The following is a 21,401-nucleotide window of genomic DNA, read 5'->3' on the forward strand; positions in this document are numbered from 1 at the left end:
AGGCGTGCCAAGTTAGTTATCGGGATGCTCGCTCCCAAAGAATTTTCTCGGCATCGACCCCGTCACCTCCACCCTAGAGTTTCTTTCATCATCCGGGGCGTCGGCTTGGATTCATGACAGTTAGTCCAGTTCACTGATGTATTACCAACTCATACGTCTACGTAACTTTGTTTTACGAATGATTTGACGAACTCGAGCCTCACCCAAAAGCTTCGTCCCAGAGCATGGTCGATTTCATGTAATTCTTTCGTTTCGTAAGCTGCCATCTTCACATATCTTCCTGTGCAATTATTCGATCTAACACCTTTTGTCCTTCTGGTATCGCGGACATGACCCTTAGAAATACCACGCTCCGGCCTGCGATTTTCTTGATTTCAGCAGCTGGTAGCGGTTTTGAAAGCACCTTGAAAGCATCTAGCTTCTGGTAATGCGTCTCTTCTGAATCGTCGCCACGGTCTTGGCGTATTACCTTTCCCGTTCCATTACCGTAGGCCACAATTCCAACGCCGTTTTCGTACAAAAATACGACATCCCCTTTCTTAATTCGGTCAATGTTAAATTTCCATGGGTCATAGAAGGCGCCAGCAACACCTTCTTTGAGCATCCATACCTGATCCTCAAGGCTATGTCGTTTATTCGTGTTTAGGATATGGAAACCACAGCTTTTCTGATCCCTGTCCGCCTGATCCTGATTCTTTTTCTCGTCCTCAGGGTCGTCCAGCTTCAACTCATCCTGAGCAATTTTTACACCGGCCTCGATCAGATGCAGCAGTGTTTCTTGCTTCGACAGAGAAACTTGGTCAGCGAGTGCCTCGACAAAAGAATTCAATTTCATTGGAAGACGCACTGTAGATGCGACTAATTCTTCTTTCTGCGCATTTTTGGAATCCCGGATCAGTTCAACTAGCTTATTCATTTCATTGTTCCTTAAGTTTGTTTGAGGCTTTCATTATGTATCAGAATTTATTCTGATTCAATAAGTGCATCAAAATAAATTCATTTTTGATTTTAATGTTGAAAAAAAGAGTTTTGTCGAAAATCACCCTGCTCTCTTGGGACATCCATGTGTTTTTTCACCTGTCGACACCCTTGCCCCCTCACTTAACATAACCCCTTCGTCTCAAGTGACTCTTGTACGGTCATCCCGGCCAATATTGGCTACCTATCCGTAGCAGATCAGCAAATCGAATTTCGGCAACGGGTCTAAAGCTGGCGCAGACATCACCCCCTCAACACAGATTCATTGAAAATGTATCTCTAGCCCCATCAATACAAGCGCAACCAGCTATTCATTTCATAGCTATTTTTGATAAAAAATCTTGTATTTCCATCCCAACTCTGCTCCCCGCCCGACACCCTTGGTAGCATCCAATCCCCCCCCGCATCCATCTGCGCATGCTCAAACGCAGGCATAAAGCCATCAAGCTCCTTGGCGAGCAGCCCCACCTCGCGGCTGAAATCGTCCACCGCGCTGAGGTCATCGGGCGTTGAATGCTTTCTCAGCTGCAGATTGGTTTTGTGGGCCTTGGCGTGTGCTCTGGCAATCACGCGACGGCCCCAGACATCAGGCTCGGTGTCGGCCAGAGCCAGGTGAAAGCACGAATCACCGCGCCTGGAAGTTTAAGAAAAATTGGCCTCTAGCGCTTGTTAATAAAGCATAGCTAGCTATTTAAAGCATAGCATCTTCAGCACCCACCAGCACCCTGCGTTACCTGCAAGGCTAGAATTCACACCGCGCCCGACTCAGGGCGCATTCGCTAGGGGTGTTGGCCTGCTGCTGCAACGCACAGGTCGACTGAGAAAGTCCCTTTGAACCTGATTGAGGTAATCCTCGCGCAGGGAAGCATGTTGATTTTGGGCTGCTCACCACTTTCTCTGGTGCGGTTTTCTGCCCTGCCAAGCGTGCCGTCCTGCCCACTTTTGCTGGGAGCAAATCGCATGAAGATCGTCATTTTGGGTGCTGGCTTGTTAGGCCGCTTGTTGGCGTGTGAGCTGGCGCGCACTGGTCACGCGGTAGAAGTGTTTGATGCCGGTGGTCCGCAAGCGCTGGACTCTGCAGCACGCGCCGCCGCCGCCATGCTGGCGCCCCTGGCTGAGTCGGCTGTAGCCGACGACTCTGTAGTCAAAATGGGGCTCTACGGCTTACCCAGATGGCGTGAGATGCTCTCAAAATTAAAGCAACCCGTGTACTTTCAGCAGCACGGAACGATGGTGGTTTGGCATCGGCAAGACCAGCCCGAGGCGGCGCGTTTTGCGCAGCTGCTCAAAGCCACGCAAACACGCTTGCCCCAAGTGCTGCCTTTGCAAACGCTGGATGCTGACGGCCTCAAGCAACTCGAACCAGGCCTGGCCGAGCGCTTTCACCAGGCGCTGTATTTGCCCGGTGAAGGTCAGCTTGACAACCACCAGCTGCTCGATGCCTTGCTGTTTGAGCTGCAGCAGCTGGGTGTGGCGCTGCACTGGCATGCCGCACGTCAACCCGGCGACTTTGCCCCCAGCCCAACGCCGGCGCCAGACCAGCCAGACTGGGTGCTTGACTGCCGTGGTGTGGGGGCACAGCCTCAATGGGCGCAGGTGCGCGGCGTGCGCGGTGAGGTGGCCATGCTGCACGCCCCGGCAGTGCGCCTGTCGCGCCCCACCCGGCTGATTCACCCGCGCTACCCGCTCTACATTGCGCCCAAAGAAAACGGCCTCTTCAAAATTGGTGCCACCGAGATTGAGTCTGACGACCTGTCACCCGTGAGCGTGCGCTCTGGCCTGGAGCTGCTCAGCGCCGCCTACACCGTTGATCCAGGTTTTGGCGAGGCGCGCATTGTGGAACTGGTGGCGCAGTGCCGCCCCACCCTGCCCGACAACCGCCCGGCTGTGCACCGCATAGGCGCGCGCTGCCTGCAGGTCAACGGGCTGTACCGGCATGGCTACCTGATTTCACCCGCCATGGTGGACATCACCCTGCAGCTGATGCAGGGCGACCAGTCGGTCTTGGCGCAGCAGTTTGAGGTGTCTGTGTCCAAGCAATGCGCCGCAGCATGAGCGCGCCTGGCATCTCCATGCAGATCAACGTGCTGATCAATGGTCAGCCGTTTGCGCTAGCCAGCTCCGCTACTTTGTTGGATGCTGTGGTTCAGTTGGGCATCACCCCACCCTTTGCCGCTGCCATCAACCTGCAGTTTGTGCCCCAAACCCAGTACCCGCATACCCAGCTTCAAGAAGGCGACCAGATCGACCTGATTGCACCCGTCACAGGGGGCTAACCCCTGCCACGGCGACCACTTCCAGCCCCCACATTTCACCCAGACACCAGACCGCTTTCAGCCACTCCACCATGACCCACGCCACCCCATCCACCTGCCCACCCACCTGTGACACACCAGACAGCATGGTGCTCTACGGCCAGACGTTTGCCAGCCGCCTGCTGCTGGGCACGTCGCGCTACCCGTCGCCCGCGGTGTTGCAAGCGGCCGTGGCGCTGGCGCAGCCCGCCATGCTGACAGCCTCTTTGCGGCGCCAAAACCTGAGCGCCGGTCAAACGCCTGACAACGCTTTTTGGCATTTATTGACCGCGCTCAAGGTGCCGGTGCTGCCCAACACTGCGGGGTGCCACAGCACCCAAGAGGTCATCACCACCGCCCACATGGCGCGCGAGGTGTTTGGCACCCCCTGGCTCAAGCTGGAGCTGATCGGCGACGACTACACCCTGCAGCCCGACACGCTCAACCTGGTGGTGGCCGCCAGCCGCCTGATCAAAGACGGCTTCAAGGTGCTGCCCTACTGCACCGAAGACCTGGTGCTGTGCCTGCGCTTGGTTGACGTGGGTTGCCAAGCCATCATGCCGTGGGCCGCGCCCATTGGCACCGGCAAAGGCCCCCTCAATCCCTACGCCCTGCGCACCCTGCGCGAGCGATTGAACGTGCCCATGCTGGTGGACGCCGGGCTGGGCTTGCCCTCGCACGCTTGCCAAGTGATGGAATGGGGTTTTGACGGCGTGCTGCTCAACACCGCTGTGGCGCTGGCGCTTGACCCAGTGCGCATGGCAGGCGCGTTTGCCCAAGCCGTGTACGCCGGGCGAGCCGCCTTTTTGGGGGGTGTGATGCCCGCCCACGACAGCGCCCAACCCAGCACGCCAGTGCTGGGCACACCGTTTTGGCATCAGGCTTGAGCCGAGAAATCACCATGCCAAACGCTCACCCTTTTGACGATGTTCAGACACTGGCACTGCAGCTGGTGCGCAGCCACTGCCAGCTGGCCTTGCAAGCCAACCCGTTGCAACGGGTCAGTGCACACCTGGCAGAGCTGACCGGACACACCGACCTGGCCACCTGCAGCGCGCCACAGCTGCAAACCCTGGCGGTGTTGGCCGCCTGTCTGGCCCTTGATTTTGTGCCGGCAGACGCGCAGTGCATTGCCCAAGCCTGGCAAACGCAAACCCAGCGCACAGGTGGCTTTGACCCCAGCGCCTGGCCCGTTGAACCCACAGATTTTGGTCTGCCAGAGGCATCAACACAAAGCAGCACGCGGGCAGATCGCACCCCGGACACGCAGCGGGTGGCACCCGCTTTTGCGCCCAGCCCGCATGCGCTGGGGCTGTATGCCGTGCTGCCTAATGCGGCTTGGGTTAAACGCATGGCGCACGCCGGTGTGCCCACGCTGCAACTGCGCTTCAAGTCAGATGACCCAGACGCGGTGCTGCGCGAGGTGCAGGCGTCGGTGAACGCCGTGCAGGGTACCGCAGCCCGGCTGTTCATCAACGACCATTGGCAAGCTGCCATTCAAGCCGGTGCCTACGGTGTGCATTTGGGTCAAGAAGACCTGCAAGCCACCAGTGCCCCGCAACTGCAGGCCATTCGCACCGCCGGCCTGCGCTTGGGTCTAAGCACCCATGGCTACGCCGAGATGCTGCGTGCCGCCGTCGTGGCACCCAGCTACATTGCCCTGGGCGCGGTCTACGCCACCACCCTCAAGCGCATGGCTACGCCCCCCCAAGGGCCACAGCGCCTGAAAAAATACGCCCAACTGCTGCGCCACTTCCCCACCGTGGCCATTGGCGGCATCGACGCCAGCCGCCTGCCCGAGGTGTGTGCCAGTGGCGTAGGCTCAGTGGCCGTGGTGCGGGCACTGGTGGCGGCAGACCAGCCAGAGCTGCAAGCCCAAGCCCTGATGAATTTCCTCGGTTAAAAACACTGTGTCAATGGCAGCTCGGTGCTGCTTTTGATGCGTTGCAACACAATGTTGGAGCGGATGCTGTTGACCCCCTGAATGCGGGTGAGCTTGCGCAACACCGAGTCAGACAACTGCGCCAAGCTGCCTGCCACCACCTGCAAGATGTAATCGGCCTCACCCGCCACCGCGTCGCAGGTCAAGACCTCTGGAAACACCGCCATCTCGCGCTCAAAGGCCAGGCCCTCTTCACCCCCATGCCGCACCAGCGACACATAAATGATGGCACGCACCCCCAACCCCACGCGCGCCGGGTTCAGCAAGGCCACGCTGCGCTCGATGATGCCCGCCGCGTGTAACCTCACCACACGCCGACTGACCTGAGAGGCTGACAAGCCAACGCGCTCACCCAACTGCTGGTGGGTTTGGGACACGTCGGCTTGCAATGCAGTCAAAAGCGACAGATCAAACTTATCAAGCGACATTTGTTCATTCATCATGTTTTTCATGCATGAATTATGCACAACACCGGCCAAATAGGGTTGAAGATGCACGCCTGATGCAGCCCTGCGGGGCTAAGATTCTTGTCAATTCACCCCTCAAATCACATGCACGCCTCCACACTCAACCCCGCATCTGGCGCTTTGCGACCGTCCGCACAAACGGCAAACACAACCCAAATGTTGCCCGTGGCCACACCCCACCGCCCTTATGAAGATATTCAGGCCATGCTGACCGGCACGTTGTTTGTGGCGCTGGGCGTGGTGATGTTTGGCCAGGTGGGGTTGCTCACCGGTGGCACCAGTGGCGTGGCGTTTTTGATTCACTACAGCTTGGGCTGGCACTTTGGGCTAGTGTTATTTTTAGTCAATGTGCCGTTTTACATCTTGGCCTGGCGGCGCATGGGGGCGGTTTTTACCCTGAAAACCTGCGCTTCGGTGGGCTTGCTGTCAATGTGGGTCACGCTGCTACCGCATTGGGTGGGGTTTCACACCCTGTCGCCGGTGTTCACTGCGGTGATGGGGGGGCTGCTGATGGGCGTGGGCATTTTGATCTTGTTTCGCCACCGGGGCAGTTTGGGGGGCTTCAACATCTTGGCGCTGTTTTTACAAGACCGCATGGGTTGGCGCGCAGGCCGGGTGCAGATGCTGCTGGATGCTGCGGTGCTGCTGTTTGCCTTGCCGCTGGTGGCTTTACCCATGGTGGCGCTGTCGGTGCTGGGCGCGCTGGTGCTGAACCAGCTGTTAGCCACCAACCACCGCAAAGACCGCTACGTAGCCCTGTAGACCCTCACCTTTCTTTCACAACTCTTGTAAGATTTGTATTTGTTATATTCAGTCAAAACCTGTTATATTGCACTGCAACATTTTTCAAAAAGGTGAATCTCCGTGCTTTACAAACTCTACGAAACTCAACGTTCACTGATGGAGCCTTTTACTGATCTGGCTCAATCCGCTGCCAAGATTTACAGCAACCCACTGTCGTTGCTGGGCAAGCACCCGATGGCGCAGCGTATTTCAGCGGGCTACGATTTGTTGCACCGCTTGGGCAAAGATTATGAAAAGCCAGAGTTTGGTTTGCGCACTGTGGATGTGAATGGCGTGGAAGTGGCTGTGCACGAGCGCGTAGAAATTAAAAAACCGTTTTGTGAGCTGCGCCGCTTCAAGCGCTTCACAGACGATGTGGAAACGCTCACCCAGCTCAAAGGTCAACCGGCGGTGCTGATTGTGGCGCCCCTGTCTGGCCACTACGCCACGCTGCTGCGTGACACTGTGAAGACCATGCTGAAAGACCACAAGGTTTACATCACTGACTGGACCAATGCGCGCTTGGTGCCCACCTCTGAGGGTGACTTTCATTTAGACGATTACGTGAACTATGTGCAAGAGTTCATTCGGCACGTGCAAGGCCGCTATGGCAACTGCCATGTGATGAGCGTCTGCCAGCCCACCGTGCCGGTGCTGGCGGCAGTGTCATTGATGGCCAGCCGGGGTGAAACCACGCCACTGAGCATGGTGATGATGGGTGGCCCCATTGACGCACGCAAGTCACCCACAGCGGTGAACAATTTGGCCATGAACAAAAGCCTTGAGTGGTTTCAAAACAATGTGATCTTCCGGGTGCCCACGCGTTTTCCTGGCGCGGGGCGCAAGGTTTACCCTGGCTTTTTACAGCACTCAGGCTTTGTGGCCATGAACCCCAGCAACCACGCCCGCAGCCACTATGATTATTTTCAGGATTTGGTTAAGGGCGACGGTGCCAGTGCCGATGCACACCGCAAGTTTTATGACGAATACAACGCCGTGCTGGACATGGATGCCAATTACTACCTGGAAACCATTGCCACAGTGTTCCAAGAGTTCAATCTGGTCAAGGGCACTTGGAATGTCAAGGGTGTGGATGGCCAAGTGGAGCGCGTGCGCCCCCAGGACATCAAAACCACAGCCATGCTGTCGGTAGAAGGTGAGTTGGATGACATTTCTGGCGCAGGCCAGACCCGTGCGGTACACGAAATTTGCAGCGGTGCTGACAAAGCCAAGCAACAGCACATTGAGGTTGAGGGTGCCGGCCACTATGGCATTTTTGCTGGTCGGCGCTGGCGCGAGGTGGTTTACCCACAGGTGAAAGCCTTTATTCACACCTACCAAGCTACTGCTGCGAAGCCAGCCGCGGTGGTGCAGGCTGATGTGCCAAGCCCCCAAGCCGAACCGCAAACTGTGGCTTTTGTTTTGCCAGAGCCAGCCACGCAAGCTGACATTCATGTGGAAGTCATCACAACTGGCGTTGAGATACCACCCGTGCCAGTGGCTGTGGAGCAAGCCGTGAAAGCCCCACCCGTCAAGGCCAAAGCCGTCACAGCCAGCACGCAGGGCTCTGCATTGGTCAGTGCGACCAAGCCTGTGCGCAAAACCACAGCGCCAAAACCAAGCACCCAGCGCAAGGGATGAAGCCCAGCGCCGCAGAAGTGCTGGCGCTTTTGCCGCAAACGCAGTGCACGCGTTGCGGCTATGTGGACTGTGCTGCCTACGCGCAAGCCATTGTGGAAGGCCAGGCCCACATCAACCAGTGCCCACCTGGCGGCATGGAAGGTGTGCGACGCCTGAGTGGCCTCACTGGGCTTGAGGCGTTGCCGTTGAACCCCACCAACGGTGCCGAGAGCCCGCGCACTGTTGTGTGGATTGATGAGGACTGGTGCATTGGCTGCACCCTGTGCATCAAAGCCTGCCCGGTTGATGCGATTGTGGGTGCCAACAAGTTGATGCACACCGTGCTGGAGCCATATTGCACTGGGTGCGAGTTGTGTCTGCCGGTTTGCCCGGTAGATTGCATCAAGGTTGAAGCTGTTTCAGGCTCTGCCACAGGCTGGTCAGCTTGGACGCCAGAGTTGGCCAAACAAGCCCGTAGAAGGTATGATTTTTATAGCTTCAAGCGCAAGCGTGAAGAGCTTGAGAACAATGAAAGGCTGCTCAAAAAAGCAGAGCTTAAATTGTCAGACCTGGCACATCACTCACAGCATACAGACCCTGCCATCCTGGATAAAAAACGTGCGGTGATTGAGGCTGCGATGAGTCGGGCACGAGCCAAACGTGAGCCAACACAGCACTGATCGTCTGTTTAGACCAGGCTACGCCTGCCGAGCTGGTTTTAGAAAGCCTTGTCGTGATGCAACACCCTGTGATGGCCTCCAACCCGGTGCAGTTCTATGACACCGCTGCGTATGCGTGCAGTTATTTACCAGGTCGAATTGCCCGCTCTCAAGTGGCAGACACCACCAAAGCCTTGGACATCTCGCTTTACAGTGCATTGATGAGGCAGGGGTTTCGTCGCAGTGGCGGGTTCGTGTACCGCCCACTGTGTGACCACTGCCAGGCTTGCCAGTCTATTCGTGTGGCTGTGGGCATTTTCCAACCCAATCGCAGCCAGAAGCGTGCCTGGCGGCAGCATGCGCCATTGGTGGCTCACATCAAAGCACCCGGTTTTTCAGAGGAACATTACGCGCTGTTTCGCAGCTACCAACAAGCCCGACATCCGGGTGGCGGCATGGCGCAGGACGACAAACAACAATATGTCGAGTTTTTGGTGCAATCGCATGTCACTACTAGGCTGGTTGAGTTTCGTCTGCCTGCCCCCTCTGGCGAGTTGGGCGCCCTCAAGATGGTGTCTGTCATTGACTTGCTCGATAACGGACTTTCAGCGGTTTACACTTTTTTTGACCCACAAGGTGGACAGAGCTTAGGCACCTTCAACGTGTTATGGCAGCTTCAGTATGCGGCAGGCTTGGGGTTGCCTTACGTCTACCTGGGTTACTGGATTGAGGCATGTCAAAAAATGGCGTACAAGACCCATTTCAAACCCAATGAACTGTTGCGCGACGGGCAGTGGCACACTTCAAGCTGAATTTGCTTCAGTTCCATATTTCACCAGATAAAATGGAGGCCATCTAAACAGGAGTCGACATGCGCCACCCAGAGAATGGAATTCCAGCAACCCCCACAGTGCAGGTGATTGAGCGGTTGTTCTCATTGATGGATGTATTGGCTTCGCGCGAAGAAGCTATTTCGCTCAAAGAGATCAGCGAAAAAACAGGGTTGCACCCTTCTACAGCACACCGCATATTGAATGACTTGGCTTTGGGCCGATTTGTGGACCGCCCCCAACCCGGCAACTACCGGCTGGGTATGCGTTTGCTTGAACTTGGGAATCTGGTGAAAAACCGGCTCAATGTCCGTGATGCAGCGCTGGAACCCATGCGCGAATTGCACCGAATGACACAACAACCCGTCAATTTGAGCATGCGCCAAGGGGATGAAATTGTGTATGTGGAGCGCTCTTACAGTGAGCGCTCGGGCATGCAAGTGATTCGTGCCATTGGTGGGCGTGCGCCCTTGCATCTGACCTCTGTAGGCAAGCTGTTTTTGGCTGCCGAAGACCCGCAAAAGGTTCGGGCTTACGCAACCCGAACGGGCTTGGCCGGGCACACCAAAAACAGTTTGACGCAGTTGCCTGCGCTTGAGCGTGAGCTGCAAAAGGTGCGCCGTGATGCATATGCCAATGACAATGAAGAATTGGAGCTGGGCGTGCGCTGCATGGCGGCAGGCATTTACGACGATCAGGGTAAGCTGGTGGCAGGGTTATCGATTTCAGCCCCGGCTGGAAGGCTTGATGAAGCATGGCTGGAGAAACTCAAAGCCACCACACGCGAAATCTCTCAACACTTGGGTTTCCAACCCCAGCACAAAGCTACATGAGCTTGTGAGCACCCAAGCCAGCGGCTGGTGAGCTGGTTGACACACTGGGGACAGATTCGACCCAATGACGCACTCGCTCGGCATCGGCCAAACGTGTCAAGGTACCGGCAGAATCCAAAAACACCATGATCAACTGCCGCCCCGCTACTTTGGCTTGCATCACCAAACACCGACCCGCTTCAGAGATGTAACCGGTTTTTTGAAGACCAATGTCCCATGTTGGATTTTTCACCAATCGGTTGGTGTTGTGATACTGAAGCACCCGGTTACCCACAGCCACTTGGTAGCCCGGCGAGGTGGTCAACTCACGCAACAGGGGTACCTGATGCGCCATATTGACCAGCTTCACCAAATCGCGTGCACTGGACTGGTTTTGGCTAGATAAGCCGGTAGGCTCTACATAGCGGGTGTCGCTCATGCCCAAGGTTTTGGCTTTGGCGTTCATCAAGTCCACAAACACAGGCAAGCCGCCTGGGTATGTGCGCGCCAAGGCGTGTGCTGCACGGTTTTCACTTGACATCAAAGCCAGATGCAACAGCTCTGCGCGGCTTAACTCCGAGCCCACACTCAAACGGGAGCGACTGCCCTTTTCGGTGTCCACGTCTTCTTGGGTAATGGTGATTTTTTCATCAGCTGACAAATTGGCTTCAGTCACCAGCAAACCTGTCATCAGCTTGGTTAAAGATGCAATTGGCAACACCGCTTGGGCATTTTTGCTGAAGAGCACTTCGTTGGTGTTTTGATCGACCACCATGGCCACGCTAGATTTCAAATTTAAATTGTCTTGCGCAGAATGCAACCCAGCCAGTTGACCATAGGAGGGTTGAGCCATGGCCACGGGTGCTTTGTTGACTGCGGTACGTTTACCAGACACATAGGTCTTAACCACGCGACGCTTGGCTTTGGCCACCACCTTTTTGGGCTGTGCAGCTTGATGCCGCGTAGGCGCAGCCACCGCCACTGAGGTAATGGCAAGCCCAGAGACAAAACTTAAAAGACACAACAAGCCGCGCATTTTTTTACCCAAAAAGCTGTGTGTTGGCAGGTGTGTCATATTTTTTCCTTGGGAGAGGTTTTCAAGCCACCAAGTTTAAACTTAAAAAGTCTCGCTGTGACAAATACTTGCGAGACTCTTCTCAACTGATTTACCTGATTTAGCCTTGGGCAGCCACCCGATCAGCCTGACTGGCAAGCTTGTTCAAGGCATTCAGATAAGCCTTGGCAGAGGCCACCACAATGTCTGGATCAGCACCCACGCCGTTGACCACACGCCCGCTGTGCTGCAAGCGTACCGTCACTTCGCCTTGGCTCTCAGTCGATCCACTGATGGCGTTGACTGAATAAAGCACCATCTCAGCACCGCTTTTGGCATTCACTTCAATGGCTTTAAGGGAAGCGTCGACTGGGCCATTGCCGTTGGCTGTACCCGTGACCTCTTGTCCAGCCATGGTCATGACAACCGTGGCTTGAGGCAATTCACCTGTCTCACTGTGCTGCGCGAGTGACACAAAAGCAAATTGGTCATGGCTTTGAATCATGTTTTCTTCACTGACCAAAGCCAAGATGTCTTCGTCAAAAATTTCGCTCTTGCGATCTGCCAACTCTTTGAATTTCGCAAAAGCCAAGTTCACATCGGCTTCGCTGTCCAATTGCACGCCCAACTCTTGCAAGCGCTGCTTGAACGCATTGCGGCCGCTGAGTTTGCCGAGGATCATTTTGTTGGCAGTCCAGCCCACATCTTCTGCGCGCATGATCTCGTAGGTGTCACGGGCTTTCATGATGCCGTCTTGGTGAATGCCTGCAGTGTGGGCAAATGCATTGGCACCCACAATGGCTTTGTTGGGCTGAACCACAAAACCTGTGGTTTGACTGACCATGCGGCTGGCAGCCAGGATATGACTGATATCCACACCCACATCCAAGTCAAAGTAATCACGCCGCGTGCGCATGGCCATCACCACTTCTTCAAGGCTGCAATTGCCTGCGCGCTCGCCCAAGCCATTGATGGTGCACTCCACCTGACGGGCACCACCAATTTTGACCCCGGCCAACGAATTAGCCACCGCCATGCCCAAGTCATTGTGACAATGCACTGACCAAATGGCCTTGTCTGAATTTGGCACACGTTCACGCAAGCGCTTGATGAAGTTGCCATAGAGTTCGGGAATGGCGTAACCCACAGTGTCGGGCACATTGATGGTGCCAGCACCTTCATGGATGGCCGCTTCAATGACGCGGCACAAAAAGTCTTCCTCACTACGGTAAGCGTCTTCCGCACTGAACTCAATGTCAGCCACCCGGTTGCGAGCAAAGCGCACCGCCTGTTTGGCCTGCTCCAGCACTTGTTCAGGTGTCATGCGGAGTTTTTTCTCCATGTGAACAGGAGAGGTGGCAATGAAGGTGTGAATGCGTGCCCGGTTCGCACCTTCAAGCGCATCAGCCGCCAAGGTGATGTCGCGGTCGTTGGCTCTTGAGAGAGAGCACACTGTGGAGTCTTTGATGGCCTTGGCAATGGCTTTGATGGCTTCAAAGTCACCATTGGAGCTAGCAGCAAACCCGGCTTCGATCACGTCCACTTTGAGCCGTTCCAACTGGCGGGCAATACGCAACTTTTCGTCACGTGTCATGGATGCGCCGGGTGACTGCTCGCCATCACGCAAGGTGGTGTCAAAAATGACCAATTTGTCTGACATGTTGATTCTCCAGTTCGGTTACCAAAAATGATGAGATGGATTGAGCACAACAAAAAAGCCCGTTGCGGTTGCTAACGGGCTTTTAGGTTTGATGCAATCACGCGCTAACCACTCCGCCCCAATGACGACAGGTTTAGCAGTAGTGAAGTTGTGTGCATAGATTCAATATACCACAAGCCGTTATTTATGCAGACCACGTTCCTCAGGCTCATCGGTAGACGTGCTGATTACGCTAGTGGGTATACCTTTGGCTTTGCGCCAAAAATACAAAACAAAGCCGCTTAATCCGTACAGCACAAATAAACCAAACATCACAATGGGGGGGTCTATATTGATAGCAGCAATTGCAAGCGCAATAAGCACTATCACAACAAAGGGTACGCTTCGCTTCATTTGAACATCTTTGAAGCTGTAAAACGGCACATTGGTCACCATGGTCAACCCCGCATAGAGCGAAATCACAAACATCGGCCAGGCCCACCGAGCCCCCTCAAAACCCAAGTCTGTCATGACCCAAATAAAACCAGCCACCAGAGCGGCAGCAGCCGGAGATGGCAACCCTTGAAAATATCGCTTGTCAACCACGGCTGTGTTGACGTTGAACCTTGCCAAACGCAAGGCCGCACACGCGCAATACACAAAAGCGGCAATCCAGCCCCAACGACCTAAGCCTTTGAGCGCCCACACATACGCAATCAAGGCTGGCGCGGCACCAAATGACACCATGTCAGACAAGGAGTCCATTTGTTCACCAAAGGCGCTTTGGGTGTTGGTCATGCGCGCGACCCGACCATCCAGGCTGTCGAGCACCATGGCGCAAAAAACACCGACTGCAGCCAAGTCAAATCGACCATTGATTGACATCACAATGGCATAAAACCCACCAAAAAGAGCCGCCAAAGTAAACAGGTTGGGCAATATGTAAATGCCTTTGCGGCGTTTTTTGACCAAAACCAGGTCTTCAGGATTCGCGTTAGTTGAGTTCACATCATCCATTCATTTGGTATTTGACAAGTTTTCATAATAACAAAGGCCACCGAAGTGGCCTTTGAACTGCAGTCACCGCATGGGGGATCAGTTGCGAGTTTGGTCAACCAACTTGTTCTTGGCAATCCAAGGCATCATGGCGCGCAATTGGCCGCCAACGATTTCAATTTTGTGGTCGGCGGTGTTGCGACGACGAGCCGTCATGCTGGGGTAATTGGTGCGACCTTCCAAAATGAACGCCTTGGCGTAGTCGCCATTTTGAATGCGTTTCAGGGCGTTGCGCATGGCTTCGCGGCTTTGAGCATTGATGACTTCAGGGCCGGTCACATATTCACCATATTCCGCGTTGTTGGAGATGGAGTAATTCATGTTGGCAATGCCGCCTTCGTAGATCAAATCCACAATGAGTTTGAGCTCATGCAAGCATTCAAAGTAGGCCATCTCAGGGGCGTAGCCAGCTTCCACCAGTGTCTCGAAACCCATTTTGATGAGTTCAACAGCACCACCACACAACACGGCTTGTTCACCAAACAAGTCGGTCTCGGTTTCTTCTTTGAAAGATGTTTCGATGATGCCAGCCTTGCCGCCACCGTTAGCCATGGCATAAGACAACGCCAATTCGCGTGCTTTGCCGCTCTTGTCTTGGTGAATGGCAATCAGGTGTGGCACGCCACCACCTTGGGTGTAGGTGTTGCGAACGGTGTGACCCGGTGCTTTGGGCGCCACCATCCATACATCCAAGTCGGCACGAGGAATCACTTGGTTGTAATGCACGTTAAAGCCGTGAGCAAACACCAAAGACGCACCTTGGCGGATGTTAGGTGCCACATTGTTGGTGTAGACCTCGGCAATTTGCTCGTCAGGCAACAAAATCATGACCACATCAGCAATCTTGACTGCGTCATTCACTTCCATCACGTTCAGGCCAGCCTTGCCCACTTTGTCCCATGAGGCGCCGCCTTTGCGCAGACCCACCACCACTTTGACACCACTGTCGTTCAAGTTTTGGGCATGTGCATGGCCTTGACTGCCATAGCCAATAATGGCCACAGTTTTGCCTTTGATCAGGCTCAAATCACAATCTTTGTCGTAAAAAACTTTCATATCGCTCTCCAATGTTTAACTAAATTGATGGGGCCAATGTTTTGGCTCTGCCCCTGACTAACCACTTAAAAGAACAGCACCAAAGCGCTGCCCAAGACTTTCTAAACACGTAAAATTCGCTCACCGCGGCCAATACCGCTCGAACCAGTGCGCACAGTTTCCAAGATGGCGCCACGTTCAAGGGCATCCAAAAAGGCATCGTTTTTGGATTGGTCACCGGTGAGCTCAATGGTGTAACTTTTCTCGGTCACGTCGATGATGCGACCCCGGAAAATATCCGCCATGCGCTTCATCTCCTCGCGCTCTTTGCCTACCGCACGCACCTTCACCATCATCAACTCACGCTCGGTGTATGCACCTTCAGTCAAATCGACCACCTTAACCACCTCAATCAAACGGTTCAAGTGTTTGGTGATTTGCTCAATCACCTCATCTGAGCCATGCGTTTGAATGGTCATGCGCGACAAACTTGGGTCTTCGGTGGGTGCCACGGTGAGTGACTCAATGTTGTAACCGCGTGCAGAAAACAAACCCACCACACGAGACAAGGCACCCGCTTCGTTTTCAAGCAAAACTGCAATGATGTGTTTCATGGTCAAAGATCCTCCGCGCTCAACAACATTTCGGTAATACCCTTACCCGCCTGCACCATCGGAAACACGTTCTCAGTGGGGTCGGTTCGGAAATCCATGAACACCGTTCGGTCTTTGAGTTTGCGCGCTTCACGTAACGCCGGTTCCACATCAGAGGCGCGTTCAATCAACATGCCAACATGGCCATAGGCTTCGGCCAGCTTGACAAAGTTGGGCAACGCATCCATGTAACTGTGGCTGTAGCGGCCTTCATATTCGACCTCTTGCCACTGTCGCACCATGCCCAGGTAGCGGTTGTTCAAGGCCACAATTTTGATGGGCGTGTTGTACTGCAAGCAAGTGGAAAGCTCTTGAATACACATCTGCACCGAACCTTCTCCAGTGACGCAAAACACTTCACTTTCAGGTTTAGCCAGCTTGATGCCCATGGCGTAAGGAATCCCCACACCCATGGTGCCTAAACCACCAGAGTTGATCCAACGGCGTGGTTCATCAAAGCGGTAATACTGCGCCGCCCACATTTGGTGCTGACCCACATCAGAGGTGATGTAGGTGTCTACATCTTTGGTCATGTTCCAAAGTGTTTCCACCACATACTGTGGCTTGATGATGTCGTTTTTGCCATGGTCATATTTCAGGCAATTGGTCTTACGCCAACCTTCAATGGTGTCCCACCAAGCGCCCAGCGCGTTGGCATCTGGCTTGGTTGCACCCTCTTTGATCATGGCAATCATTTCAGACAGCACGTCTTTGACATCACCCACAATCGGAATGTCAACCCGAACACGCTTGGAAATGCTTGAAGGGTCAATGTCGATGTGAATGATCTTGCGCTCGTTTTGCGCAAAGTGCTTGGGGTTGCCAATCACGCGGTCATCAAAGCGTGCGCCCACGGCCAGCAGCACATCACAGTTTTGCATGGCGTTGTTGGCTTCTACCGTGCCGTGCATGCCCAGCATGCCCAAAAACTTGCGGTCGCTGGCGGGGTAAGCGCCCAAGCCCATCAAGGTGTTGGTGCACGGATAACCCAGCATGTCCACCAACTGCCGCAACTCAGCTGAGGCATTGCTCAGCAACACGCCGCCGCCGGTGTAGATGTAAGGGCGTTTGGCAGCCAGCAGCAACTGCAAAGCTTTTCGAATTTGTCCACCATGGCCTTTGCGCACCGGGTTGTATGAGCGCATCTCCACACTTTGGGGATAGCCGTGGTAGGGCACTTTCTTGAACGACACATCTTTAGGAATGTCCACTACCACTGGCCCAGGGCGACCACTGCGCGCAATGTGAAAGGCTTTTTTAAGCGTATCAGCCAGATCGCGGGCGTCTTTGACCAAAAAGTTATGTTTGACCACCGGTCGGGTAATGCCAACGGTGTCACACTCCTGAAAAGCATCCATGCCAATGGCATGCGTAGGCACTTGACCACTGATGATGACCATGGGGATGCTGTCCATGTAGGCGGTGGCAATACCTGTCACGGCATTGGTGGCACCTGGACCTGACGTCACCAGAGCCACCCCTACATCGCCAGTCGCACGGGCATAACCATCAGCCGCGTGCACAGCCGCTTGTTCATGCCGCACCAAGATGTGCTGAATGGTGTCTTGCTTGAAAAAAGCATCGTAAATGTGCAGCACAGCGCCGCCCGGGTAACCCCAGACGTATTTGACATTTTCAGCCTGCAAAGCCTTGATCAAAATCTCAGCTCCGCGGAGTTCTAACTCAGGCGCAGCGGACTCTTGCTTTGGTTTTAGGGTGTGATGTGTGTGTGATGCCGACGCATCAGCTTTTGAAATTTCCATGATGAACCTTTGTGAATTTCTCTGACGAAAAACCTTGGGTGCTTCTTTGCAAACACTTTTGATGCTGCATCGAAACTTAAGGCCAAAACCATAAGCGCACTGATTTTTGCGCCGAACCTTGACCCGTTTGCATTATTTAGCTTGTCGATTATCGCACTGTCAAAGTCCACGCTTTTCCAGTTGAGGTGAAATGCAATAATCAGTTGTGACATGATGACATCAACTTTTTGATTGATAGCCATCAGTTTTATTGATCATTTTTAAATGGCACTGCCTTGGCTACTCCCGCTGAACTGTCGGATTTTTTAAAAAGTGTCGAAAAACGTGCTTTCATGCGTACCAACTACCACGTACGCAATGACGAATCAGCGTTTGACATTGTGCAAGACAGCATGATGAAGCTGGCCGAACACTACGGTGACAAGCCTGCGCTCGAGTTCCCCATGTTGTTCCAGCGCATTTTGACCAACTGCACCATGGATTGGTTCAGACGGCAAAAAGTCAGGAACGGTCTTTTTTCGTCTTTCAGTGACTTTCAAACTGAGGGTGAAGACGACAGCTTTGATCTGCTTGAGAGCCTTTCAACCGCAACGCCAGCACCAGCATTTGACAACCCGGAAACTCAAAATCAGCGGGCACAAACCTTGCAAGCCATTGAGCAGGAACTTTTAACTCTCCCCAACCGTCAACGCGAAGCCTTTCTGTTGCGTTACTGGGAGGATATGGATGTGGCAGAAACAGCCGCCACCATGGGGTGCTCCCAAGGCAGTGTCAAAACACATTGCTCCCGAGCCATCCATGCGCTGCTCAAAACGCTCACCGCTAAAGGAATCCGGCTATGAATCAAACCCTCTCTTCACACACATTCCAAGATCTAGACCCTGCGCTTGATGCTGCGGGCAGGCAACTCGCACATCGATTGTTGGTTCAAACAGATGACATGGATCCGCACACCCTGCAACGTTTGCGCGCGGTGCGCGAGCAGGCAGTTGATCATCGTCGCAATGTGTTGCTTCAAGAGGCACAACTGCGTCACGCCACGGCTAGCCACAGCGTTCAAGGCCATAGCCTTGCGCTTCAGCCCAACGGGAAATGGCCTCAACATCTAACCCTGGTGGGCATGTTGCTTGCGCTGGTGGTTGGTCTGTGGCTGATCAACACCATTCAAAACGACAACTTTGTCCAAGACGCCGCAGAAATTGACAACGTGCTCTTGACCGATGATTTGCCGCCTGCTGCTTACCTGGATCCTGGTTTCAAACATTTTTTGAAACTAAGCTTCCCAGAACAACCTTTGTGATCTGATGAAGTCAAGCCCTGTGCTAAAAGCTCGCCTGGTCAATCGCGCCCTTGGATGCCTGTTGTGTACTAGTTTGATGTGCTTGTCAACGCACGCTCAAACACCCCCCGCTTCCTCTGCTGCTCATCCCAGCAAAAGTAAACCCACACTTCCCCACCCCATGACCCCATTGGAGTGGGGTAGCATCACGCCTGCACAACAGCTTGCCTTGAAACCCTTGGTTCATGTCTGGCCAAAGTTAAATGACACCCAGAAGAAAAAATGGCTTGCGGTGGGCAACACCTACTCCAACTTGTCCCCGGATGAAAAAAACCGCTTGCAAGAGCGCATGGTGCAGTGGGCCGCGCTCACGCCACACCAGCGAACGCAAGCCCGCGTGAACTTTGCTGTTACCCAAAAAATTCCCTCTCAAGACAAAAATGAGCGTTGGGAGGTTTACCAAGCGTTCACCCCTGAGCAAAAAAAGACCATGGCCGCCTCTGCCCCCAAGCTGCCGCTGGCCGCCCAAGTCAACAAACCAATCAAGCCTCAAAAACCTTTGCCGCCCAGTTCTGCTGCTGGGTTGGCACCCACAGCGCCTAACGCCCACTAGCAAACGCATGATGTGATAGTCGGTGCCTGACGGCATTTTTTTGGATTCCCATGACCTCTGATTTCTCCGACGCTCCCACACCGAGTTTGATGCGCCGCATGGCCTGCTGGCTTTACGAAGGCATGTTGCTTTTTGGCGTGGTGTTCATTGCAGGCTACCTGTTTGGCACCCTGAGCCAAACCAAAAACGCCATGGACAACCGCCACGCCCTGCAGGCGTTTTTGTTTGTGGTGTTTGGCATTTACTTTGTCTGGCTGTGGTCTAAAGGCCAAACCCTGGCCATGAAAACCTGGCACATCCGCGTGCTTGACAGAGCCGGCCAACCCCTGACGCAAAGCCGTGCATTGCTGCGCTACCTGTGCAGCTGGCTGTGGGTGTTGCCCCCCCTGCTCAGCGCTTGGCTGTTTGAGCTCAAAGGGGGTGAGTCGATTGTGATTTTTGTAGGCTGGGTGGCAGTGTGGGCGGTGCTTAGCCGCTTCCACCCGCATCAGCAGTTTTGGCACGATGCCCTGGCAGGCACCCAATTGGTTGACCTCAGACCAGCAAAACCCAACATCTAAGCCCGATTCAAGGCTGCGGTTGGTTCAGATGGCAGACTCATCAACCTCGCCCGTGCGGATGCGCACCACACGCTCAACAGGCGTAACAAAAATTTTGCCGTCGCCAATTTTGCCGGTGTGAGCCGCTTTGATGATGGCCTCCACACAGCGCTCCACGTCATCGGTTTTCACCACCACTTCAATTTTGACTTTGGGCAAAAAATCCACCACATACTCTGCGCCGCGGTAAAGCTCAGTGTGGCCTTTTTGTCGGCCAAAACCCTTGACTTCGGTCACCGTCAACCCGGTCACGCCACATTCAGCCAGGCCTTCACGCACCTCTTCGAGCTTGAACGGTTTGATGATGGCAGTGATTTGTTTCATGATGAACCTCAATAAAAATAAAAAAACGAGACCACGTTCAATGCCAGCCGACGGCCTCAGGCGCGAAAACGATTGGTTATAGGATAACGCCAATCTTTCCCAAAACTTCGGTGCGTGACACGAATCCCCACAGGCGACTGGCGCCGCTTGTACTCATTGATCTTGATCAGCCGTGTCACCCGCTCCACATCGGCGCGGTCAAACCCGGCAGCCACCAGTTGCTCAATGCTTTCATCGTTTTCCATGTAGCGCTCCAAAATGCCATCCAGCACCTCATAAGGCGGCAGACTGTCTTGGTCTTTTTGGTCAGGGCGCAATTCGGCGCTCGGAGGTCGGGTGATGATGCGCTCCGGTATCGGGCACGCCCCGGTGCCATAGGGGTCGTGCGCATTGCGCCAGCGTGCCAGCCTGAACACCGTGGTTTTCACCAGGTCTTTGATCACCGCAAAACCGCCTGCCATGTCGCCATACAGCGTGCAATAGCCCGTGGCCATTTCTGACTTGTTGCCAGTGGTCAACACGATGCTGCCAAACTTGTTGCTCAGCGCCATCAGCAAGGTGCCCCGAATGCGCGCCTGAATGTTTTCCTCGGCGGTGTCCTCGGGCAATCCAGCAAACTCTTGCGCCAGCGTGGTCTTGAACGCCTGAAACTCTGGCACGATGGACAGCTCGTCATAGCGCACGCCCAGGCGCTGCGCCATCTCGCGCGCATCGATCCAGCTGATGTCAGCGGTGTAGGGCGACGGCATCATCACCGCCCGCACCCGCTCCTTGCCCAAGGCATCCACCGCAATGGCCAGCACCAGCGCCGAGTCAATGCCCCCACTCAAGCCCAGCAGCACGCTGGGAAAGCCGTTTTTACCAATGTAATCACGCACCCCCAGCACCAGCGCGTGCCACAAATCGGCATCTGCAGTCTGCTCAGGCACAATGTTTGCACTCAAAAACATAGCATCTTGCGCTTGATTAACGTGCACTAGAAGCTGATTTTCTATAAAACC

The 21,401-nt window shown here is 54.5% G+C and carries 24 protein-coding genes, 1 pseudogene and 1 riboswitch; of the genes and pseudogenes, 13 read left to right on the plus strand and 12 right to left on the minus strand.

The window, feature by feature from the left end; genetic code table 11:
• Positions 1-268 precede the first annotated feature (268 nt).
• The gene (locus tag PHT20_RS14205) at positions 269-916 is read right to left on the minus strand and encodes a hypothetical protein (RefSeq protein ID WP_301021028.1); all 648 of its coding nucleotides are present in this window, start codon (positions 914-916) and stop codon (positions 269-271) included.
• Between the two features lie 533 nt (positions 917-1,449).
• A pseudogene (locus PHT20_RS14210) lies at positions 1,450-1,605 on the minus strand (type II toxin-antitoxin system HipA family toxin); the annotation flags it as partial.
• Positions 1,606-1,749: 144 nt separating this feature from the next.
• A riboswitch (TPP riboswitch) is annotated at positions 1,750-1,859 on the plus strand.
• 79 nt (positions 1,860-1,938) lie between these two features.
• On the opposite strand from PHT20_RS14210, the gene PHT20_RS14215 reads away from it, so the two are divergent.
• From PHT20_RS14215 to PHT20_RS14230, 4 genes are all read left to right on the plus strand, one after another.
• Positions 1,939-3,033 (plus strand): FAD-dependent oxidoreductase, encoded by a 1,095-nt coding sequence (locus tag PHT20_RS14215; RefSeq protein ID WP_301021029.1) that lies wholly within the window; start codon positions 1,939-1,941, stop codon positions 3,031-3,033.
• A gap of 23 nt (positions 3,034-3,056) precedes the next feature.
• Positions 3,057-3,254, plus strand: a complete 198-nt coding sequence (gene thiS, locus PHT20_RS14220; RefSeq protein ID WP_301021047.1) for a sulfur carrier protein ThiS — start codon at positions 3,057-3,059, stop codon at positions 3,252-3,254.
• A gap of 71 nt (positions 3,255-3,325) precedes the next feature.
• Positions 3,326-4,159: a thiazole synthase gene (locus PHT20_RS14225; protein WP_301021030.1), complete on the plus strand. Its 834-nt coding sequence runs from the start codon at positions 3,326-3,328 to the stop codon at positions 4,157-4,159.
• 14 nt (positions 4,160-4,173) lie between these two features.
• Positions 4,174-5,175, plus strand: coding sequence for a thiamine phosphate synthase (locus tag PHT20_RS14230; RefSeq protein WP_301021031.1), 1,002 nt, complete (start codon positions 4,174-4,176; stop codon positions 5,173-5,175).
• Here PHT20_RS14230 and PHT20_RS14235 read toward each other — a convergent pair.
• Positions 5,172-5,666 (minus strand): Lrp/AsnC family transcriptional regulator, encoded by a 495-nt coding sequence (locus tag PHT20_RS14235; protein WP_301021032.1) that lies wholly within the window; start codon positions 5,664-5,666, stop codon positions 5,172-5,174. The genes PHT20_RS14230 and PHT20_RS14235 overlap by 4 nt on opposite strands.
• A 99-nt stretch (positions 5,667-5,765) precedes the next feature.
• On the opposite strand from PHT20_RS14235, the gene PHT20_RS14240 reads away from it, so the two are divergent.
• The 5 genes from PHT20_RS14240 to PHT20_RS14260 all read left to right on the plus strand — a co-directional run bounded on the left by PHT20_RS14240 (position 5,766) and on the right by PHT20_RS14260 (position 10,406).
• Entirely contained in the window at positions 5,766-6,443 is a 678-nt protein-coding gene (locus tag PHT20_RS14240; protein ID WP_301021033.1) for a YitT family protein, read from the plus strand.
• A 102-nt stretch (positions 6,444-6,545) separates the two neighbouring features.
• Positions 6,546-8,105 carry a polyhydroxyalkanoate depolymerase gene (gene phaZ, locus PHT20_RS14245; RefSeq protein ID WP_301021034.1) on the plus strand — a complete coding sequence of 520 codons (1,560 nt, stop codon included), beginning with the start codon at positions 6,546-6,548 and terminating at the stop codon, positions 8,103-8,105.
• Positions 8,102-8,764, plus strand: a complete 663-nt coding sequence (gene rsxB, locus PHT20_RS14250; protein ID WP_301021035.1) for an electron transport complex subunit RsxB — start codon at positions 8,102-8,104, stop codon at positions 8,762-8,764. Before phaZ ends, rsxB begins: the two co-directional genes overlap by 4 nt.
• A gap of 56 nt (positions 8,765-8,820) precedes the next feature.
• On the plus strand, positions 8,821-9,555 hold the full coding sequence (locus PHT20_RS14255) for an arginyltransferase (protein WP_301021048.1): 735 nt from the start codon (positions 8,821-8,823) through the stop codon (positions 9,553-9,555).
• Positions 9,556-9,614: 59 nt separating this feature from the next.
• Positions 9,615-10,406, plus strand: a complete 792-nt coding sequence (locus PHT20_RS14260; RefSeq protein WP_300084606.1) for an IclR family transcriptional regulator — start codon at positions 9,615-9,617, stop codon at positions 10,404-10,406.
• On the opposite strand, the gene pbpG is transcribed toward PHT20_RS14260, so the two are convergent.
• The 7 genes from pbpG to PHT20_RS14295 form a co-directional block, all read right to left on the minus strand.
• A complete protein-coding gene (gene pbpG / locus PHT20_RS14265) occupies positions 10,399-11,460 on the minus strand; it encodes a D-alanyl-D-alanine endopeptidase (RefSeq protein WP_300084605.1) in 1,062 nt (353 codons plus the stop codon). The genes PHT20_RS14260 and pbpG overlap by 8 nt on opposite strands.
• A 100-nt stretch (positions 11,461-11,560) precedes the next feature.
• Complete coding sequence (locus tag PHT20_RS14270; RefSeq protein ID WP_301021036.1) at positions 11,561-13,099, minus strand: 2-isopropylmalate synthase; 1,539 nt, start codon at positions 13,097-13,099, stop codon at positions 11,561-11,563.
• Between the two features lie 180 nt (positions 13,100-13,279).
• Entirely contained in the window at positions 13,280-14,095 is an 816-nt protein-coding gene (gene pssA, locus PHT20_RS14275) for a CDP-diacylglycerol--serine O-phosphatidyltransferase (RefSeq protein WP_301021037.1), read from the minus strand.
• A 78-nt stretch (positions 14,096-14,173) separates the two neighbouring features.
• A complete protein-coding gene (gene ilvC, locus PHT20_RS14280; RefSeq protein WP_300084602.1) occupies positions 14,174-15,190 on the minus strand; it encodes a ketol-acid reductoisomerase in 1,017 nt (338 codons plus the stop codon).
• A gap of 101 nt (positions 15,191-15,291) precedes the next feature.
• Positions 15,292-15,783 (minus strand): acetolactate synthase small subunit, encoded by a 492-nt coding sequence (gene ilvN / locus PHT20_RS14285; RefSeq protein ID WP_301021038.1) that lies wholly within the window; start codon positions 15,781-15,783, stop codon positions 15,292-15,294.
• 2 nt (positions 15,784-15,785) lie between these two features.
• Positions 15,786-17,585, minus strand: coding sequence for an acetolactate synthase 3 catalytic subunit (locus tag PHT20_RS14290; RefSeq protein ID WP_301021039.1), 1,800 nt, complete (start codon positions 17,583-17,585; stop codon positions 15,786-15,788).
• Positions 17,534-17,827, minus strand: a complete 294-nt coding sequence (locus PHT20_RS14295; RefSeq protein ID WP_301021040.1) for a hypothetical protein — start codon at positions 17,825-17,827, stop codon at positions 17,534-17,536. Before PHT20_RS14295 ends, PHT20_RS14290 begins: the two co-directional genes overlap by 52 nt.
• Before the next feature lie 33 nt (positions 17,828-17,860).
• On the opposite strand from PHT20_RS14295, the gene PHT20_RS14300 reads away from it, so the two are divergent.
• The 4 genes from PHT20_RS14300 to PHT20_RS14315 all read left to right on the plus strand — a co-directional run bounded on the left by PHT20_RS14300 (position 17,861) and on the right by PHT20_RS14315 (position 20,037).
• Complete coding sequence (locus PHT20_RS14300) at positions 17,861-18,427, plus strand: RNA polymerase sigma factor (protein WP_301021041.1); 567 nt, start codon at positions 17,861-17,863, stop codon at positions 18,425-18,427.
• Positions 18,424-18,885 carry a DUF3619 family protein gene (locus tag PHT20_RS14305; RefSeq protein ID WP_301021042.1) on the plus strand — a complete coding sequence of 154 codons (462 nt, stop codon included), beginning with the start codon at positions 18,424-18,426 and terminating at the stop codon, positions 18,883-18,885. Before PHT20_RS14300 ends, PHT20_RS14305 begins: the two co-directional genes overlap by 4 nt.
• A gap of 160 nt (positions 18,886-19,045) precedes the next feature.
• Complete coding sequence (locus PHT20_RS14310; protein WP_301021043.1) at positions 19,046-19,477, plus strand: DUF3106 domain-containing protein; 432 nt, start codon at positions 19,046-19,048, stop codon at positions 19,475-19,477.
• Between the two features lie 50 nt (positions 19,478-19,527).
• Positions 19,528-20,037, plus strand: a complete 510-nt coding sequence (locus PHT20_RS14315; RefSeq protein ID WP_301021044.1) for an RDD family protein — start codon at positions 19,528-19,530, stop codon at positions 20,035-20,037.
• A 24-nt stretch (positions 20,038-20,061) separates the two neighbouring features.
• On the opposite strand, the gene PHT20_RS14320 is transcribed toward PHT20_RS14315, so the two are convergent.
• Positions 20,062-20,400 carry a P-II family nitrogen regulator gene (locus PHT20_RS14320; RefSeq protein WP_301021045.1) on the minus strand — a complete coding sequence of 113 codons (339 nt, stop codon included), beginning with the start codon at positions 20,398-20,400 and terminating at the stop codon, positions 20,062-20,064.
• Between the two features lie 56 nt (positions 20,401-20,456).
• Positions 20,457-21,401, minus strand: a 945-nt coding sequence (locus PHT20_RS14325) for an NAD+ synthase (RefSeq protein ID WP_301021046.1), incomplete at its 5' end; no start/stop codon positions are given.

The organism is Rhodoferax sp., from assembly GCF_028715765.1.
In the GTDB taxonomy this organism is placed as follows: Bacteria; Pseudomonadota; Gammaproteobacteria; order Burkholderiales; family Burkholderiaceae_C; genus Rhodoferax.